Origin of the sequence: Candidatus Electronema sp. PJ (genome assembly GCF_048287395.1) — a bacterium.
Lineage (GTDB): Bacteria > Desulfobacterota > Desulfobulbia > Desulfobulbales > Desulfobulbaceae > Electronema.
Genome location: NZ_JBLWEO010000007.1, coordinates 1 through 18,214, shown reverse-complemented (window position 1 = coordinate 18,214; position 18,214 = coordinate 1). Strand labels below are relative to the sequence as shown.

Genomic DNA, 18,214 nt, shown 5'->3' with positions numbered 1-18,214 from the left:
CTTTTGGCGCATAAACTGTCAGTTGAATAAAATCAACGAGTTGCAAAACCAACTGCGTAACTCCTATTTCTATTTTACGAAACTCCACGATCTATCTTTTAACTTGACTAAGTATTGTCGTGGCGATTTCATCCACACCAATACTGTCAGTATTGACCGAAATCAAGTTCCTGATATTAATTTGATTCCAAAACGGATTATTTTTGAGCCATCCTTTTAACGATTGTATCTCATGAAATGTTTTTTTAAATGTTCTACTGTCATCAACAACCCTGTTTAGAAGGAGATTTTCACTGGCTATTAAGTAGATAAAATAAGTGATATAGCCGCCTTTTCTTAGAAAGTAATCAATTGAATTAAGATAGTTATTATTGTCTGGGCCAGAATAGCAAAACGTAGATATCAGACCATCAATATTTGACATCAATAATTCAGTATAAAATTGAAAACGAAGCGAATCCCTGTATCGCCTATAATCTGGTGTATTGAAATCATAAAGTAAGGCAGCAATATCTACAGTTTTTGAATTATCAAAAATCTTGAATCCATTCATTCTCGAAATACTTAAAGATACTGAAAGTTTGCCTGATGAAGGCGGCCCAAGGATAAATAAATGTTCTTTCATTGCGAAACATTTTCTGTTGAAGCTTGGTTGTCTGGTAAAGATGCATTACACTTATTACGAAGGTCTGATGTGCATAGAACAACAAAAGAGCATAAGGTCTCCCGTTTTTCTCTAGCTCGATTGAACCTCGATCTCTTAGATATATTTTTCATTACAAAATGAAAAACTATTACTAAAACAATTTGATACATCAAAAGTATATCGTAATAGAAAATAATATAGGTATCAATCAATCTATGGCCTGCAATAGTAGCATAAATATAACCCAAGAAAATTGTTGGCAATAAATAAAGGCGCATTTGTCTTAATGCGTTTTGTCTTTGACTATTTGCAAATAGCGTCAAACTGTTATGCTGAACAAACGATCTTATTAGGAAATAATACTGCGAATTCCATGTATTTTCGTTAACACCATATTCGCTAAATTTTGATAAAAATATTTTTTTTGCTACTATCTCTAAAGTGTCACCATCCATCTGGTTAATAATTTGTCCAACATTATTTGGATCTTCATTATATTTTTCAAAAATATAAGCAGTTCCAGACTGGATAATACCGAATGCGTACCCAATTAAAATAAAAAATAAAATTTTAGATGGAGAATCAAATAAAGCAGCAATGCTTTTGGATTCAATCATCCAGAATTCTGCTGAAATTATAATAAGTATAAAAATAGATATAGAACCAGGGAGTAAATATGCTACAAAATCTGAGTAAGAGATTCTATCTAATATCTTTTCCATGTGCTTGATATTCGTAATGTTTTATTGCGGTAGAAATTATTTGATAAGCCGTTAAATTTTGATCAATATTTATTCCAGCAAGAAACAGGTATCTTGACGAATGAGCTAAAGCTGATGTGATATTATTTCTTGCTAAGGCCTTACGAGCTTTCATTATTAAATGATGAATCTCATTTTTTATATATTGACGATAGTCTCTTTCTATAGCCGGTTCTTCTATGATAGAAGCATTGATTTTAGAAATAGGTGCGCCAATTAAATATATTTCCAAATACTCACTTGTAACGATTCCTAAATCAATATAGCAAGTTGAACTGTCGCCATCGTAACAACAAAAGAATCGTCCGAACTGAGCATGTGTTATCAACGATTTTATCGACAAATTTTCTCTTTCCGCTCTGTGTTTTTCAAGTTGTCTACACACGTCTTTCGCATCTTCTGGAGTGAATTCCATTAGTAGATCAAGATCACTATCTTCTCTGCTTTCTTTATATCCATTTCTGCTTCCGGCTAAGTATATATTAACAGGCTCTTTATCTATTATCGATAGAATATATTCAATCTGTCTATTGAATATGCCATTAGTTAGAGACATTAGGCAACTAATGCGTTTACAGAAATATTCGGAATACATATTATACACAAAATATTTGTTATTCTATTTATCATCACAAAGTTTTTAAAAAGCATTTTATATTGGATATATTTCGTCTATATAATTTCATCTTCAATAAAAATTGAAGAAAATTTCTTAATAAACGACTCTGCTGAAAATTTCTTGCTGCAAGTATAACAATTATTTACAAGTACGCAATAATTTAACTCGGAAAAAAATAGCTCTAATTTGCCAAAAACATTATATTCATCAAAAATATCGTTTTGATACTGCTTGTATATTGATAGATTTGAATCTATCTTTGTCGGCAAAACAAGTCCAGTATTATATTCTTCTATATATCTTGCTATTCCAGCTATATCTGTTGTAATTTGAGGAATACCATTTGCCATTGCTTCAAGCAAAGAATAATTGAATGAATCATGAATACTAGTATTAACATTGAAATCAGACTTACAGGCGATCTCCATAGGGTTATCAAGCAATCCTGTATATACAATTTTAACGTTTCCAGAAAATTCCTCGCGTGGCGAGGCTGGGCCAATAATAAATAACTCTACATCACGGTCTATTATTTGCGCTATAAGGATTGCCAACTTAATTGTCTGATCTATTCTTTTAACCGGTCGCATATTACAATGACAAGACAAAACTAACGGTCTATCTTTTTTGAAATAAAATCCATTACGACTGTTTTTATTGACATCAATTACAGGCGGTACTATCCATATCTTACCGTATAAACTTGGAAAGTTTTTTGAAATTTCATCTGCAAAACGATCAGAGTAAGTAGCCCAATAATCAATTTCATCTGAAAGCATCCGTAATCTAAAAATATTGTTCATTTGTGGGCCAATCTCCCAAATGTCGCTACCAACTGGAAAAGCAAATATCTTAATATTGTACCCTTTTTCCTTTAAAATATTCTTTGCAGTTATTGCTGCATTTAGATATGGAAAAAGATGACTAACCCATACAAGTATTGCTTCATTTTTTCTAATTCTACAAACTATATTTATTATTTTTTCAGCGAACAACTCAGACAGTATCGACTCTATCGAACTAATACTATATATAGATAGATCATTGCTTAATATTTCTATTGGAAATTTTGTAGATAAACGTGTAGCAGCAGGTGGATATTGATCAGTTATATAGGTGACAGATTTAACAATACCCACTAATTCAGAAAGAAACTTGCATTTTATCGTAGCAGCACCGGCAAAAGTTCCTTTTCCGCAACCTATAACATGAATATTTTTCATGTAAAATCTTTATGTTTAGTTGTAGTTTTGAGAAACTGCTGGAAAAACCTGAAACACTATATCCTCTGAGTATGACAAGCTCAGAGGCATGATAAAAAAATATCCACACGACGTGAAATCTCACGATTTTATATCTACTGTCGCCCATTGTCAAACCAAAACAGCCCGAACTGCGCTTACAATCCGGGCTTGCTCTCCTCCTTTCTCCTCTACCTCTCCTTCCCCAATCTCCCCCTCGACTCCTCATTCTTCGCCAACCTGCTCTCCAGCTCGGCGAGCTTGGCCTGTTCCTTAGCCACCACGTCCGGCGGCGCATTGCTGAGGAAGTTCTCATTGCCCAGCTTGCCGCGCACCCGCTGCAAGTCTTGTTCCAGCACCTTGCGCTCGCGAGCCAGCTTGTCCAATTCGGCCTCCACGTCAATCAGCTCCTTGAGCGGCACTACCACCTCAATCCCACTGACCAGCGCATGAGCTGCATCGTCCGGCACTGCGCCAGATTCCGCAATATCAAGGCTCTCGGCGCGGGTCATGGCGCAGATGGAGCTGCTGAAGGAGCGCAGCAGCTCGCGCTTGGCTGCGTCGGGGCAAATCAGCACGGCTTGCACCTTCGCGCTCGGATGCACGTCCGCCTCGCTGCGGATGGTGCGGATTGCCGTGATGACCTCCATCAGCAGCTGCATGGACTGCTCGGCTTCGGCGTTCTCCCAGAAAGGCCTTTCTTCGGGGAACGGCTCCAGCATGATGGTGCCGCGTGTGCCCGGCAGTTGGCTCCATATCTCCTCAGTGACAAAGGGGCATATCGGATGCAGCATTTTCAGAATATGCTCTAAGACGCAGAGCAGCACGCCCCGCGCCTGCTCGCGCTTGTCGGCATCATCGCTGAACAGGTCGGCCTTGATCCACTCTACGTACCAATCGCAGAACTCGTGCCAGGTGAACTGATAAATGGCCGAGGCGATCAGATTGAAATCGTAGCCGTCCAAGGCCTTGCGCACGTCGCGAATGGTGGCGTTGGTGCGACTGAGTATCCAGCGGTGCGGCAGGGCAAGATCAGCAGGACTATCCGCCACCGTAACAATGCCCGGCTCGCTCTCCTTGATGTGCATCTGGGCAAAGCGGGCCGCATTCCACAGCTTGTTGATGAAGCGGCGGTAGCCGTCAATGCGCTCCTCATCCATCCTGATTTCGCGGCCTTGCGCGGCAAAGGCGGTGAGCGTGAAGCGGAAGGCATCAGTGCCGTATTGCTTGATCATGTCCAGCGGGTCAATGACGTTGCCAGTGGATTTGGACATCTTCTTGCCGTGCTTGTCGCGTACCAAGGCGTGCAGGTACACGTCGCGGAACGGCACCTCGTCCATGAAATACAGGCCCATCATCATCATCCGCGCTACCCAGAAGAAGAGGATGTCGAAGCTGGTGATCAGCACCGAGGTGGGGTAAAAGGTCTGCAATTCCTTGGTGTTCTCTGGCCAGCCAAGGGTGGAGAAAGGCCAGAGCGCGGAGGAGAACCAGGTGTCGAGCACGTCATGCTCCTGCGCCAGATGAATCTTGCCGCAGCGGGGGCAGAAGCCCGGATCCTCGCTGGCCACGATGAGATGGCCGCATTCGAGGCAGTTCCACGCTGGGATGCGATGGCCCCACCAAATCTGCCGCGAGATGCACCAGTCGCGGATGTTGTCCATCCACGCATAAAAGGTGTTGTACCAAGTGTCGGGATAGAGCTTGATGCGGCCCTCGCGCACTGCCGCCACCGCCTTATCCGCCAGCGGGCGCACGGAGACAAACCACTGCTTGGAGGTGGTCGGCTCGATGACCGTGGCGCAGCGGTAGCATTTACCCACCGCGTGCTCGTAGTCGTCAATCTTGACCAACAAACCCTGCTCGTCCAAGTCCTTGACGATCTGCGTCCGGCAGGCGAAGCGGTCGAGGCCAGCATACTTGCCAGCGTTCTCATTCATGATGCCGCGCTCGTCCATCACTTTGACCCGCTCCAGATTGTGGCGGATGCCGATTTCGTAGTCGTCGCGGTCGTGCGAGGGCGTGACTTTGAGCGCACCCGTGCCGAAGTCGCGCTGGACGTGGTGATCAAACACCACCGGGATAATACGGTCAACGATGGGCAGACGGATGCCGATTTTGTCCAGCCCGGCGTAGCGTTCGTCATCAGGATGCACGGCCACCGCCGTGTCGCCGAGCATCGTCTCTGGCCGCGTGGTGGCGATCACCACCGAGCCGGAGCCGTCCGCGTAGGGATAGCGCAGATGATACAGCTTGCCGTGCGTGGGGTCGTGCTCCACTTCGTCGTCCGCCAAGGCGGTGAGGCAGCGCGGGCACCAGTTGACGATGTAGTCGCCCTTGTAAATGAGACCTTCGTTGAACAGGCGGACAAAGACCTCGCGCACCGCCTTGGACAGCCCTTCGTCCATCGTGAACCGCTCGCGGTCCCAGTCGCAGGACGCACCCATCCGCTTGAGCTGCTGAATGATCGCGCCGCCCTTGTCTGTGCGCCACTGCCAGACCCGCTCGATGAATTTGTCCCGGCCCAGCTCGTGGCGGGTGGTCTTCTCAGCGGCAAGCTGCCGCTCCACCACGTTCTGGGTGGCGATGCCTGCATGGTCGGTGCCAGGCACCCAGAGGGTGTTGTCGCCCTTCATGCGGTGGTAGCGCGTCAGCAAATCCTGAAGCGTGTTGTTGAGGGCGTGGCCGATGTGCAGCACGCCGGTCACGTTCGGCGGTGGAATGACAATGGAAAATGCCGGGCGGCCCGGCTCCATCTGTGCGCTGAAGGTCTTGTGCTCAAGCCAGTATTCATACCACCGCTGCTCGACCTCCTCAAACTCGTAGGCTTTGGGCAGGTCGTATTTGGCGGCGGACGGCGTGTTTGTATCGTTCATGGCAGCGGAAAAGGGATAACTTTGTTGAAGGAAAGGCTGTTGAAGATCGAGATGCTACTATAAAGCAGGCGGGGCGGAGCGGCAAGGGTTACTGCGAGGGTGTTGCGGCGTGGGAGGAAGATGGACACTCCAGGGTGGGTTGAAGAGCAGGCGTAAAGAGCGGCCCGGGACAGAAAAAAAATGTTGGAGATTGCTTCATTCTCCCAAACTTATTCTCTATCTTGCTCCTCTTTCAAACTTTCAATAATAGACCGTATTTTTTGTGCGCTCACGTCGTCCTGTTCCGATTTGACATAGATCGTCACCAAGAAAATCTGCTCATACTGTTTGCAATAATAGATGATTCTGTAGCCGCCGCTTTTCCCTTTCTTAGTGTCAGAGTTTTTGATTCGCGCTTTATAGACTTCAAAGCCGACATGTTGCAGCGCGTCTCCCTCAATATTGCCCGTTTGCAATAGATGAATAAATTCATCCAAGTCCTCTGGCAAGCGAGGATACTTCTTGATCAGCTTGCGCACATTGCGTTTGAATTCATGCGAATAAAAAATGCTGGTGCTCATCGTTCAATACCGTCCCACAACTTGCTGATCGGTTCATACTGTCCTTTTTGAATTTCCGACCAGCCGTTCTTGAAACTTTCCTCTGCGCTGTTCATGCAGATACTTTCGCGGAACGTATGAATGATATTGAGCAAAGCAGGCAAATATTCGGCAGGGGTTCTGATGAGTTCCTGCTGGATTTGCTCAAGATAGTTTTCTTGCGTCATCATAATCTGTTTCATGTATCATCCGTTGATGATCTTAGAAAGCTCGCTGAAATTCTCATCTGCGATTTTCTGTTAATGCACTGTAATTATGTAGTTGTCATCTTGCAGGGGCAAAAAATCTTTTGCCCCTGCCTTTCATGCGATCATGCTGATTCATTGGATTCCTTCTTCCCCTTCTTTTTCCCCGCGCCGAAGTGATCGCCCAAGAAAGCGAAGGCATAGCCCACCTGCGGATCAAACTCAGCTGCTGCCTGCACGCGCTGATACAGTTTGAGAATGGCCCGGTACGCCTCGGCGAGCTGGACAAGCTTGGTCTCGCGCACCTGCTCGGCCCGCCGCTCCAGCCAATCGGAGTACGGCTGAAGCTGGTCGGCCAGATCAAGCTGCTCCGCAACCTTGTCCGGGTCAAAATCCGCGTCGGTCAGCTTGAGCGCGGCCTCGAAATCAGGATACAGAGCCAGAACTTGGCGGGCGACATCAGCAAAATCTGTGCGCGGCTTGGGCAGATTGCGGATTTCCTCCTGATCAAAGTCCATGAGCTGAAACGCGGACAAGTCAATCTGCTTGTCCGCCAAGGTCGGCGCATGGGGCGGGTTGTTCGGGGGATTAGGATTGCTGGGATTGTCAGGCATGGCGGTCTCCTTCGGCTGAGTTGCGCTGCTGAACGCTGCCGGTCATGCGCTTGTCATAGCCGACAGCACCGTTTTTCGTATCGCTGAATACGCAGAACGCATTCGCGGAGCCGTTCATCGTATCCCAAGATATGTTTTTCCTATCGCCGGATACGTTGAACGTATAGCAGAGATACGTTCTGCGCATCGCGGGATAGGTTTTACGTCTTATTCGACCTAATATAGGAGTGCGCCTATATATTTGCCCTATGTTTGGGCAGGCACAGGAGCCTGCGTCTGCGGATTGACGCTCTTTTTCTCCTGCTGCTGAGGAATCAGCTCATCTTTAAGCGATAAAATCGCCTGCCTGCGGTCTTGCCGCAGGGCTGGAACTACATAAATTTCGTGAAGAACCTCTTTCAGCGTTGCAAGAATTACACGCAGATGCTTTGCTTCCCAGCCGTCAAAGGAATTTTCATGAACCTTGGTGCTTGTCACCTGCTGGATTGTCAATAAGGTGTCAAAAAATGTCGGATCAACTTCAGGATGAATATCCTTGAGGGACCTTATTCGATCCTCATAGTTGTCTCCAGTCGCTTTGTTTAACTTGCCGAGTTCATATACTATTTTTCTTGCGCACGCTGATGCTCCGGTCAGGTAATTACTCTTGAGGCAGCCCTCTGCCTCGGTCAACAGCTCACGCAGAATCCGTGGTATACGTTCATCGAGAACAAAAAATGATGTCGGAACAGAATGGAAAATATATTGATCGAGTTTTTCGATATCATAATATTTACTATTAAGACTCCAGCAACGTCTGCCATTACATACATTCTCTTCAATTAAGGCAAAGGTGAGGTGCATAGAAATCTTTCCGCACGAAACACACTGAATAAAATATGCAGCGCATTGTTTTTTATCTGTCCAGTCAAATTTAACGAAATTATATATGTAATAAACGACATGCCTGCGATTGCAGAAAGGGCAATTATAGACATTATTATCAACAAAGTATCGTTCATCCAAGTGCGATTGGTCTGACATGATGTAGTTAAGTGATTCATTTTATATTGAAGGCCATTCAACAGGTGTTCAGGGCCGCAGAACTGCCTTTCCATTCTGCGCAACCCGCGACTACTGCCGCTTCAAGGTGGTCTCGCTGTGCCTATGTATGCTGGCGACGGGCATCTGCGCCCTGTTCTGCTCTGCGCTGTAGAGCAGCATTCCACTAAGGGAACCTTGTGTCAACAGGAAAGTGCAATGCCTGCCTGAAAAATGGCCGGGCGGCGGATGAAGCTCAGGGGGAGTGCGTTGAGGTGCGGCTTGGGGACGGACTGCTGCTCCGCCACGTTCTGGAGGGCAATGCCCGGCACCCAGAACGTGGTGAAGCCTTTGGTCTTTCAGTCAATGCAGCGCAATTTCAGCCTGCCGCCAAGGTAACGCGCACCGCGCAGGCCTTGTACTCCGGCGTGAGCGCGATCTCATCCACACCAGGGCTGGTGAGGACGTTGGTCAAAGGCTCTTCGTGGTGGAAGGCCATGAAGACTGAGCCGGGACGACTGCGCTCAGTCACCCAGGCAGTCAGCTCGATTGCGCCGCGCCGCGAACTGACCAGCACCCGCTGGCCGTCCGCGATGCCGAGCCGGTCAGCGTCGTCCGGGTGGATTTCCACCAGTTCTTCCGGCACCAGAGCGAGTAGGCCGGAGCAGCGTCGGGTCATAGAGCCGTTGTTGTAGTGCTCGCGCCGTCGCCCTGTGACAAGGATGAGCGGGTACTCAGCGTCAGGCCGCTCCAGCGTCTCCACATTGTTGAGCACCGAGAACCGCCCCTTGCCGCGTGTGAAGCTCTCTTTGTGCAGAATGGGTGTGCCCGGATGCTCACAGGTCGGGCAGGGCCAGATCAGGCCGTCGCCGTCGAGGCGGTCGTACTTCACTCCGCCAAGCATTGGCGAACAGGCGGCTATCTCGTCCATCACTGCGCCTGCGTCGGCGTAATCCATCGCATGGCCCATCGCCTGCGCCAAATCGCAGACTATCTTCCAATCATGCCGGGATTCGCCCAAGGACTCCACGGCCTTGCGGATGCGCCGGATGCGCCGCTCGGCATTGGTGAAGGTGCCGTTCTTCTCATAGAAGCAGGAGGCAGGCAGGACAACATGGGCCATCTGCGCTGTCTTGGTCAGGAAGATGTCCTGCACCACCACCATGTCCATCTGCCGGAAGGCGGCCTGCACGTTGTTGACATCGCCCTGCGTGTGCACCGGGTCATAGCCAATGCAGTACAGCCCCTTGAACTGACCGGCGCGGGCCGCCTCGTACATCTCCGGCTCAGTCATGCCTTGTACATCGGACAGACTGCACTGCCAGAGCTGCTCCATGCGGCTGCGGTGCTCGGCATTGGCCACGTCCTGATAGCCGGAATAGACATAGGGCAGCGCACCCATGTCGCAAGAGCCTTGCACGTTGTTCTGGCCACGCAACGGACAGATGCCCGCGCTCGGCCTGCCCACGTTGCCTGAAGCTAAGGCGATGTTGGCCAGGCCCATCACGCCTTGGGTGCCGTTGCGGTGCTCGGTCATGCCGAGACCGTAGAGGATCATGCCCTTCTTGGTGCTGCAATAGAGCCGTGCTGCTTGGCGCACCAGAGCAGCGGAAACACCGGTCTGCGCTTCCATCACTTCAGGCGAATAGGCGGCAAGGTGTTTGCGCACTGCTTCGCTGTTCTCCGTCCGATTGGCGATGAAGTCCTTGTCCTCCAAGCCTTCGTCGAAAATGGCACTGAGCAGGGAGTTGAGCAGCAGGACGTTAGTGCCGGGAATGAGCTGAAGATGAATGTCCGCCCGCGCTGCCAGTTCGGTCTTGCGCGGATCAATGACGATCAGCTTGGCTCCCTTGCCGAGAGCTCGCTTGACCTTCATGCCCGGCACCGGATGCGCCTCAGTGGTGTTGGAACCGCTGATCAGCAGCACCTCCGCGCCCTCGATGTCGGCCAAGGAGTTGGTCGCCGCGCCGCTGCCGAGAGCTATGCGCAGGCCGCTGACCGACGGCGCATGGCAGACGCGGGCGCAGTTGTCCACTGAGTTGCTGCGGAAGACGGTGCGGCAGAACTTCTGAGCAAGGTAATTGACCTCGTTCTCGCAGCGGGAGGAGGAAAGCACGCCGAGGGACTGCGGGCCTTGCTGTTCTTGGATACGCTTGAAGCCTGCGGCAGCAAAGGCAAGTGCCTCCGGCCAGGTCGCCTTGCGGAAGGGCTGATCAATGCTCTCACGGATCAGCGGCACGGTCAGGCGTTCTTTGTGGCGGTAGAAATCCCAGCCAAAACGACCCTTCACGCAGAGGTCGCCTTGATTAGGCGGCGCATCGGCAAAGGACTTGACCTCCAGAATAGCACCGTGCTTGGCTTGAATGTCAATGCTGCATCCGGTGCCGCAGTAGGTGCAGACGCTGCGGGTGCTCTCCGCCTCGCCGGGCAGGAGCGGCACCGCCAGCTCCTTCTTGGTCAATGCGCCGGTCGGGCAGGCATCCACGCAGGCCCCGCAGGAGACGCAGTTTTCCTTGATCTTCAGGCTGATGCTGGCAATGCCGCCGTCCTTGCCGCGCTCGCAGGAGAACGCAAAGGCATCGAACTCGCAGACCCGCTCGCAACGCTGGCAGGCGGTGCAGCGGTTCACATCAACAGTGATAAAGAGATGTGAACTGTCCGGCGCAACTTGCTGCCGATTCGGCGCGGCGGCCAGCGGTACCTTGTGCTCTTGGCAGAGCGGGCGCAGCTCGCATTTGCTCAGGCCGGTGCAACCGCAGGACAGGCAGCGTTGCGCCTCGCGCACGGCCATTTCTTCGGTATAGCCCAGCTCGCTTTCGCGGAAGTCGCGGCTGCGGTCAGCCACCGGACGCACGGGCAGGCGCAGACGCGGCTGCACAGTCATGCCGCTGTAATTGCGCAGGTCAACATCCTCAAACTTCTTGCCCTTGCTGAAGTTGAAGCTGCCGTCAGCCAGCTCGGTTGCTGTGCCGCCGAACTGCCGGTGAATGGCCTCGGCGGCCTTGCGGCCAGCGTTCACCGCCTGAATCACCGCTTTGGCTCCGCTGGCGATCTCGCCGCCCGCGTAGATGCCAGGCAGATTGGTCTGCAAGGTGGAGGGACTGACTTTGATCGTCTTATTGGGATTGACCGCCAGCTTGCTTTCCAGCTCGCCAAAGCTGTGGAACGCGTCGTCACCTTCCTGGCCAAGGCCGTTCAGCACCAGTGCGCCTTCCCAGCGCAGGAGCGAGCCGTCCGCAGGCGCAGTCTGCCGCTGGCCGCGCTGATCCGCTTCTAAGAAGACCATTTTGGTCAGCTCGACCACGAAGCCGTCCTGCTCCTGCCGGATGGAGAGCGGCGCGGTCATGGTCAGGAAGCGCACTTTCTCCCGCATGGCCATCGACACATCTTTCTCGTATGCGCCCATTTCCTCCAGCGGGCGGTCAAAGACCACCGTCACTTCGCTTGCGCCCATGCGCACGGCGCAGCGGGCCGACTCAATCGCCGCTTTGCTGCCGCCGATGATCAGCACCTTGCCACGTAGGGACGGTTCATGAACCGCCCCTACATTCGCCCCTGCATTGACCTGCGCGAGGAAATCCATGCCATCCTGCGCCAGCTCAGAGCCGGGCACAGTCAGCTTCTTCCGGCCAGAGAGACCAGCGGCGATAAAGATAGCCTCGTAGCCCTGCTGCTGAAGATCAGCGAGCGAGAAATCCTTGCCCCAGACTGTGCCGGTCTTCGCCTCAATGCCGAGAGACAGCATGGTTTCAATCTCCCTCGCCAGCGCGTCCTTGGGCATCTTGTAGGCGGGCATGGCTGTGCGCGGCAAGCCGCCGAGCTGCGCAGCCGCTTCAAAGATGGTGACGCTGTGGCCTTGCTTGCGCAGGAACCACGCTGCGCTCAAGCCTGCTGGGCCGCCACCGATAACAGCAGCCTTGCGGCCTGTGGCTGGAGCGACTGCTTCTTGCGGCAGCGGATGCTGCACTGCATAGTCTGAGGCGAAGCGTTTCAAGTTGTTGATGGCGATCGCGTCATCCAAGAGCGAACGGCGGCAGCGGCTCTCGCAGAAAGCCGGGCAGACGCGGCAGACGATGCCTGGCAGCGGGTTCACTTCCTTGATCAGGCGCAAGGCCGCGCTGTGCTGCCCTTGGGCGATCAGGCCGATGTAGCCTTGCACGTTGATCGAGCCAGGGCAGGTCAGGTTGCACGGGGCCTTGCAGTCGCCGTAGTGGACAGCGGCCAGCTGGGTCAGCCGCTCTTTGCGGTGGGCAATCAGCTCAGGGGTCTCAGTCTCTATCACCATGCCCTCGGCAATTTCGGTGCGGCAGGCCCGCGCCTTTTTGCCGTTGACTTCCACGAGACAGAGCAGACAGGGCCGGTCAGCGTCCTTCTTTCCGGGCAGATGGCAGAGGCGGGGGATTTTGATACCCACCTGATCCGCCGCAGCCAGTATGGTCTGTCCGGCGACAAGGCTGAACTGCTGGCCGTTAATGGTCAGAGTTGCGGTCTTGCTCATGCTGCTTTTCCTCCAATGAGTTCAGTCAGGTTTTTGTCGCACTTGGCCGCCACCAAGGCAGCAATGGCGGGCCGGGAATAGTCGCCGCTCTTCATCATCTCTTTGCTCGCGCTGATCAGGCTGGTGCGGACTTTCGCATTGCGGGAGACATTTGCCGCCTCAGCCAGCTTTTTGCGCAGATCGGCTTCGTTCAGCCCTTCAGCTTTGCCGAGCGGCCCCAGCTCCTGCGCTCGCTGCGTGAAGCGGTTGATGATCTTGACGAAGTTCGGGCCTTCCGCAGCAGATGCCCATTCAATCAGGAAGCGGTCTTTGCTGAGGCCCAGACGCTCCAAAGTCTCATGCACCAAGGCGGCAGAGACCAGCGCGTGATAGTTGCCGTCAATGTAATGGCACTCGCCCGGATGGCAGCCGCCGACAAAGACTGCGTCCGCGCCATTGGCCAGCCCTTCGAGCGGGAAGGACGGATCAAGCCTGCCGGTGCACATCATGCGGATGACCCGCAGGTTCGGCGGATATTGATAGCGGCCCACACCGGCGGAGTCAGCGGCGGTGTAACAGCACCAGTTGCACAAGAAGCCCAGGATTTTTGGTTGGTAGTCAGACATGATCATTCTCCGTGTGATTATGGTTCGCCAAACGCCCTGATCTGGGCCATGATGCCGTCCAAGGTGAAGCGGCCCATGTCAATAGCCATGGTCGGGCAACGCGCTGCGCATACGCCGCAGCCTTTGCACGAGGCGGTGATGGTGCGGGCCTTGCGCTTGCCGTTGTCATCCTTGTAGATGTTGATGGCCTTATAGGGGCAGAAGGTCTCGCAGGCGGCGCAGCCGATGCACTGTTCCGGGTTAATCTTGGAGACGATGGGCGCGGGCGTGACCGAGCCTTTGGCGAGCGGATGACAGGCCCGGCCCGCCGCAGCTTGCGCTTGGGCGATGGTCTCGTCCATGCCGCGCGGCGAATGCGCCAAACCGCAGACATAAGTGCCGTCCACCGGCAGATCAACCGGCTGCAACTTAACATGCGCCTCCAAGAAGAATTTCTCCGCCGTGACCGGCACTTTCAGCATTTTCGCTAAGGTGGTCGGATCTTCGGGGACGATGCCGGTGGAGAGCGCGAGCAGGTCGGCGTTCAGAGCCAGCTCCTCGCCCAGCAGCGGATCAAAATAGCTCACCGTGACCGCGTCGCCGTTCACACTGACCTCCGGCTTGCGGTCGAGGCTGTAGCGGGTGAAGATCACGCCGAGCTGACGCGCCTTGCGGTAGTCGTCCTCCATGAAGCCGTAGGTCCGCATGTCGCGGTAGAGAACGATGATCTGCATCTCCGGCTGAAGAGCCTTGAGCCGCAGGGCATTCTTCAATGCCTGGCCGCAGCAGACCCGGCTGCAATAGGTCAAATCCTCATCACGCGAGCCGACGCACTGAATCATCACCGCCTGTTTCGCCGCCTTCAGCCCAGTCTGATCTGCAACAAGCCGCTGCTCCAGATCAATCTGGGTGACAATCTTCGGCGACTGGCCGTAAGCGTACTGCGTCGGCTGATAGGGATTGCCGCCGGTGGCGAGCACGGTCACGCCGTGATGAATCAGCTCGCTCGCGCCCTTGCACTCGACCGTGGTGGTAAAGTTGCCGACATAGCCGGAAACCGCCGTCACCTGCGCTTCGGTGTGCACAGTGATTTTCGGATGACTGCTCACCCGGTCAATCATTTCCTGCACCGCTTGGCGCGGATCGTTGCCGTGACGGTCGGCGGTGAGCAGCATCGCCTTGCCGCCGAGCTGCGTTCCCCGCTCTATCAGGCCGACAGGAAAGCCTTGATCCGCGATGGTCAGGGCTGCGGTCATGCCCGCCAAGCCACCACCGACGACCAGAGCCGAGGGCGTGACCGGCAGCTGCATCTCCTCCAGCGCGGTCAGGCAGCAGGCTTTGGCCACTGCCATGCGCACCGCGTCCTTGGCCTTCGCCGTGGCCCGCTCCGGCTCGTGCATATGCACCCATGAGCATTGGTCGCGGATGTTCGCCATCTCAAAGAGCGAGCGGTTCAGCCCGGCCTCGCGCAGCGTCGCCTGGAAAAGCGGCTCGTGGGTGCGCGGGGTGCATGCGGCGACGACAAGGCGGTTGAGCTTGTATTTGTGAATGGCCTCGACCAGCACCTTCTGCGCGTCCTGCGAGCAGGAATACATGCTGTCCGTGGCATACACGACATTGGGCAGGGTGCTGGCGTATTCCGCCACCGAAGGCACCTTGACCACGCCGCCGATGTTGATGCCGCAATGGCAGACAAACACGCCGACTCGCGCCTCTTCCGCGCTGATGTCGCGCTCGTCTGGGAAGACCGCCTTCACCGTCGCGCTGCCCCGCGCCGGAGCAAGCAGACCAGCGCAGAGAGCGGCGGCCCCGCCTCCCTGCGTGACCGAATCAGGAATGTCCTTCGGCCCTTGGAAGGCGCCGATCACATAGACACCTGGCCTGCTTGTTGCTAAGGGCGTGTATCTGTCAGTGCGAGCAAAGAGGTACTCGTTCAGCTCAATGCCAGCAGCTTGCGCTAGCTTTTCCGCCTCATCCGGTGCCTCTAAGCCTTGCGAGAGCACGACTAAATCGAACTTCTCGCAATGATGCTGGCCATCCTCGCTTGACCAAGTCAGCATCAAGCCGCCGCCAAAGACATCCTCAACCTGAGGTGGGCGGGCATAAATCACCCGGAACTTGCCTTCCTCAACTGCCCGCTTACGGGCCGCGTCAAAGCCCTTACCATGCGTGCGCACATCCATATAAAAGAGGGTGATCTCGCAGTTTGGATCATGCTCGCGGGCCAGCGTAGCCTGTTTGATCGCGTACATGCAGCAGACCGAGGAGCAGTAGTTATTGCCGCAGGTCTCGTCCCGTGAGCCTATACACTGGAGGAAGGCGATCTTCTTCGGGTGCTTGTGATCAGAGATACGCAGGATTTCCCCGCCAGTTGGACCAGAGGCGCACATCAGCCGTTCGTGCTCAAAGGCTGTCACTACATCTTGGAATTGGCCCAAGCCGTACTTGGCCATGATCTCATTACTAATCCGGCCAAAGCCTGGCGCGAGAATCACCGCGCCCACCGTAAGCTCCAGCATCCTCTCGGTATCGTCAAAGCGGATGGCCCCAGCTTGACAAGCCACTGCGCAGAGTCCACAGGTGTCGTGGTTCAGCTTCAGGCAGGCTTTGGTATCTATATAATAGGAGGTCGGCACGGCCTGCGAATAATCAATATGCACGGCATGATTAACCTGCATGTGCTCGTTGAAGTCGTTGCCAATCTCTTTCAAACAATAGAGCGTGCATTGGCCGCAGCCTGTACAGACTTCCTCATCAATATAGCGCGGCTGCTTCCTGACTATAGCGGTGAAGTTGCCTGGCCCGCCTTTCAGCTCAACCAGTTCGGAGAGGGTGAGGATTTCGATATTAGGATCGCGGCCTGCCTCCACTAACTTGGGCGCAAGGATACAGAGCGAGCAATCGTTGGTGGGAAAAGTCTTATCCAAGCGGGCCATCACTCCGCCAATGGCAGCGGACTTCTCCACGAGATAGACCTTGTAGCCCAGCTCAGTCAGGTCAAGCGCGGTCTGTACCCCGGCCACGCCGCCACCGATTACCATCACTGCGCCGCTGATTGTAGCGGCGTTTTCTGCAATTGTGGTCATGAAGAGTGCTCCTTCCTGCATCTGCTGCGCAAGCAACTATGGCCAAGGCCATGCTGTCAGCGATGTCATAAAATAATGGTGAAGACGGCTCTTGTCCGTCTGACACCATGCGCACGAAGGATGCGTTGGCCTCAAAAGGGCCGGAGGGAATCAGGAGAGGAGAAAAGCCGCCGACAATATTTCCGAACCCGAACTGGGCCAGATGCCGTGACGGCAAGTTCAGATGTTAAAACGGGTGGTCAGCATTTAGTTGTTCCTGACAGGCAATGAATTGAAAAACTCATGAAAAACATAGCCCAATATTGACGGAATTGCAACTGGAAAACTCTGGAAGGTATCTGTGGAAGGGCTGATGGGCGTTTAAAAAGATGCCGAAGCATTTTTTTCACGGCAAAAGCTGAAAAACGGCGATGGATGGCGGTTCAGCAGATGTTTAGGGCCGCAGAATGGCCCCGCAGGTCTGTTCAACGGCCCTTTTGGGCAGTTTTACGGCAATCAGAGGTTATTCTGCGGCGGTTGGGAGCGGTTCTGCGGATCAGCATAGAAAAAGATGGGCATCTTGCCGCATTCGAGGCAGTTCCACGCCGGGATGCGGTGGCCCCACCAAATCTGCCGCGAGATGCACCAGTCGCGAATATTGTCCATCCAGGCGTAGAAGGTGTTGTACCAGGTGTCGGGATAGAGCTTGATGCGGCCCTCGCGCACCGCCGCAACCGCCTTGTCCGCCAGTGGTCGCACGGAGACGAACCACTGCTTGGAGGTGGTCGGCTCGATCACGGTGGCGCAGCGGTAGCATTTGCCCACGGCGTGTTCGTAATCATCGATCTTGACCAGCAAACCAAGCGCGTCCAAGTCCTTGACGATCTGCGTCCGGCAGGCGAAGCGGTCGAGGCCCGCGTAGTTCCCGGCGTTCTCATTCATGAGGCCGCGTTCGTCCATCACCTTGATCCGCTCCAGATTGTGGCGGATGCCGATCTCGTAGTCGTCGCGGTCGTGCGCAGGCGTGACTTTGAGCGCGCCTGTGCCGAAGTCGCGCTGGACATGGTGGTCGAGCACCACCGGAATGATGCGGTCAACTAGGGGCAGGCGGATGCCGATTTTCTCCAGTCCGGCGTAGCGTTCATCATCAGGATGCACAGCCACCGCCGTGTCGCCGAGCAAGGTCTCTGGCCGCGTGGTGGCGATAACCACTGAGCCGGAGCCGTCCGCATAGGGATAGCGGATGTGGTACAGCTTGCCAGCGGTCGGGTCGTGCTCCACCTCGTCGTCGGCCAAGGCCGTGAGGCAGCGCGGGCACCAGTTGACGATGTAGTCGCCCTTGTAAATGAGACCTTCATTATATAAGCGGACAAAGACCTCGCGCACCGCCTTGGACAGCCCCTCGTCCATGGTGAAGCGTTCGCGGTCCCAGTCGCAGGACGCGCCCATCCGCTTGAGCTGCTGGATGATCGTGCCGCCCTTGTCGGTTTTCCACTGCCAGACCCG

General features: G+C 53.6%; 13 protein-coding genes and 1 pseudogene. All 14 read right to left on the bottom strand.

The window, feature by feature from the left end:
• Nucleotides 1-91: 91 nt before the first annotated feature.
• Entirely contained in the window at nt 92-625 is a 534-nt protein-coding gene (locus tag ACNKIB_RS01075; protein ID WP_417908689.1) for a hypothetical protein, read from the bottom strand.
• Nucleotides 622-1,368 (bottom strand): hypothetical protein, encoded by a 747-nt coding sequence (locus tag ACNKIB_RS01070; protein WP_417908688.1) that lies wholly within the window; start codon nt 1,366-1,368, stop codon nt 622-624. The genes ACNKIB_RS01075 and ACNKIB_RS01070 overlap by 4 nt, the downstream gene beginning before the upstream one ends.
• The gene (locus tag ACNKIB_RS01065; RefSeq protein WP_417908687.1) at nt 1,349-1,963 is read right to left on the bottom strand and encodes a hypothetical protein; all 615 of its coding nucleotides are present in this window, start codon (nt 1,961-1,963) and stop codon (nt 1,349-1,351) included. Before ACNKIB_RS01065 ends, ACNKIB_RS01070 begins: the two co-directional genes overlap by 20 nt.
• Before the next feature lie 116 nt (nt 1,964-2,079).
• Nucleotides 2,080-3,249 (bottom strand): glycosyltransferase family 4 protein, encoded by a 1,170-nt coding sequence (locus tag ACNKIB_RS01060; RefSeq protein ID WP_417908686.1) that lies wholly within the window; start codon nt 3,247-3,249, stop codon nt 2,080-2,082.
• Nucleotides 3,250-3,458: 209 nt separating this feature from the next.
• A complete protein-coding gene (locus ACNKIB_RS01055) occupies nt 3,459-6,143 on the bottom strand; it encodes a valine--tRNA ligase (RefSeq protein WP_417908685.1) in 2,685 nt (894 codons plus the stop codon).
• A 209-nt stretch (nt 6,144-6,352) separates the two neighbouring features.
• Complete coding sequence (locus ACNKIB_RS01050; RefSeq protein ID WP_417908684.1) at nt 6,353-6,703, bottom strand: type II toxin-antitoxin system RelE/ParE family toxin; 351 nt, start codon at nt 6,701-6,703, stop codon at nt 6,353-6,355.
• Entirely contained in the window at nt 6,700-6,912 is a 213-nt protein-coding gene (locus ACNKIB_RS01045) for a hypothetical protein (RefSeq protein ID WP_417908683.1), read from the bottom strand. The genes ACNKIB_RS01050 and ACNKIB_RS01045 overlap by 4 nt, the downstream gene beginning before the upstream one ends.
• 140 nt (nt 6,913-7,052) lie before the next feature.
• Nucleotides 7,053-7,541, bottom strand: coding sequence for a hypothetical protein (locus ACNKIB_RS01040; protein ID WP_417908682.1), 489 nt, complete (start codon nt 7,539-7,541; stop codon nt 7,053-7,055).
• Entirely contained in the window at nt 7,534-7,659 is a 126-nt protein-coding gene (locus ACNKIB_RS01035) for a hypothetical protein (RefSeq protein WP_417908681.1), read from the bottom strand. Before ACNKIB_RS01035 ends, ACNKIB_RS01040 begins: the two co-directional genes overlap by 8 nt.
• A gap of 128 nt (nt 7,660-7,787) precedes the next feature.
• Nucleotides 7,788-8,384, bottom strand: a complete 597-nt coding sequence (locus ACNKIB_RS01030) for a hypothetical protein (protein ID WP_417908680.1) — start codon at nt 8,382-8,384, stop codon at nt 7,788-7,790.
• 556 nt (nt 8,385-8,940) lie between these two features.
• Nucleotides 8,941-13,059, bottom strand: a complete 4,119-nt coding sequence (gene fdhF / locus ACNKIB_RS01025; protein WP_417908679.1) for a formate dehydrogenase subunit alpha — start codon at nt 13,057-13,059, stop codon at nt 8,941-8,943.
• The gene (locus ACNKIB_RS01020) at nt 13,056-13,664 is read right to left on the bottom strand and encodes a hydrogenase iron-sulfur subunit (protein WP_417908678.1); all 609 of its coding nucleotides are present in this window, start codon (nt 13,662-13,664) and stop codon (nt 13,056-13,058) included. The genes fdhF and ACNKIB_RS01020 overlap by 4 nt, the downstream gene beginning before the upstream one ends.
• 17 nt (nt 13,665-13,681) lie before the next feature.
• On the bottom strand, nt 13,682-16,729 hold the full coding sequence (locus tag ACNKIB_RS01015) for an FAD-dependent oxidoreductase (RefSeq protein WP_417908677.1): 3,048 nt from the start codon (nt 16,727-16,729) through the stop codon (nt 13,682-13,684).
• 549 nt (nt 16,730-17,278) lie between these two features.
• Nucleotides 17,279-18,214: pseudogene (locus tag ACNKIB_RS01010) on the bottom strand (class I tRNA ligase family protein); the annotation flags it as partial.

What these genes read in the sequence shown, in the direction of transcription:
- ACNKIB_RS01055 (WP_417908685.1), bottom strand. Translation starts at nt 6,143, where the DNA reads ATGAACGATACAAACACGCCGTCCGCCGCCAAATACGACCTGCCCAAA.
- ACNKIB_RS01045 (WP_417908683.1), bottom strand. Translation starts at nt 6,912, where the DNA reads ATGATGACGCAAGAAAACTATCTTGAGCAAATCCAGCAGGAACTCATC.
- ACNKIB_RS01035 (WP_417908681.1), bottom strand. Translation starts at nt 7,659, where the DNA reads ATGAACGGCTCCGCGAATGCGTTCTGCGTATTCAGCGATACGAAAAAC.
- ACNKIB_RS01015 (WP_417908677.1), bottom strand. Translation starts at nt 16,729, where the DNA reads ATGACCACAATTGCAGAAAACGCCGCTACAATCAGCGGCGCAGTGATG.
- ACNKIB_RS01070 (WP_417908688.1), bottom strand. Translation starts at nt 1,368, where the DNA reads ATGGAAAAGATATTAGATAGAATCTCTTACTCAGATTTTGTAGCATAT.
- ACNKIB_RS01030 (WP_417908680.1), bottom strand. Translation starts at nt 8,384, where the DNA reads ATGCACCTCACCTTTGCCTTAATTGAAGAGAATGTATGTAATGGCAGA.
- ACNKIB_RS01065 (WP_417908687.1), bottom strand. Translation starts at nt 1,963, where the DNA reads ATGTCTCTAACTAATGGCATATTCAATAGACAGATTGAATATATTCTA.
- ACNKIB_RS01040 (WP_417908682.1), bottom strand. Translation starts at nt 7,541, where the DNA reads ATGCCTGACAATCCCAGCAATCCTAATCCCCCGAACAACCCGCCCCAT.
- ACNKIB_RS01060 (WP_417908686.1), bottom strand. Translation starts at nt 3,249, where the DNA reads ATGAAAAATATTCATGTTATAGGTTGCGGAAAAGGAACTTTTGCCGGT.
- ACNKIB_RS01075 (WP_417908689.1), bottom strand. Translation starts at nt 625, where the DNA reads ATGAAAGAACATTTATTTATCCTTGGGCCGCCTTCATCAGGCAAACTT.
- ACNKIB_RS01020 (WP_417908678.1), bottom strand. Translation starts at nt 13,664, where the DNA reads ATGTCTGACTACCAACCAAAAATCCTGGGCTTCTTGTGCAACTGGTGC.
- ACNKIB_RS01050 (WP_417908684.1), bottom strand. Translation starts at nt 6,703, where the DNA reads ATGAGCACCAGCATTTTTTATTCGCATGAATTCAAACGCAATGTGCGC.
- fdhF (WP_417908679.1), bottom strand. Translation starts at nt 13,059, where the DNA reads ATGAGCAAGACCGCAACTCTGACCATTAACGGCCAGCAGTTCAGCCTT.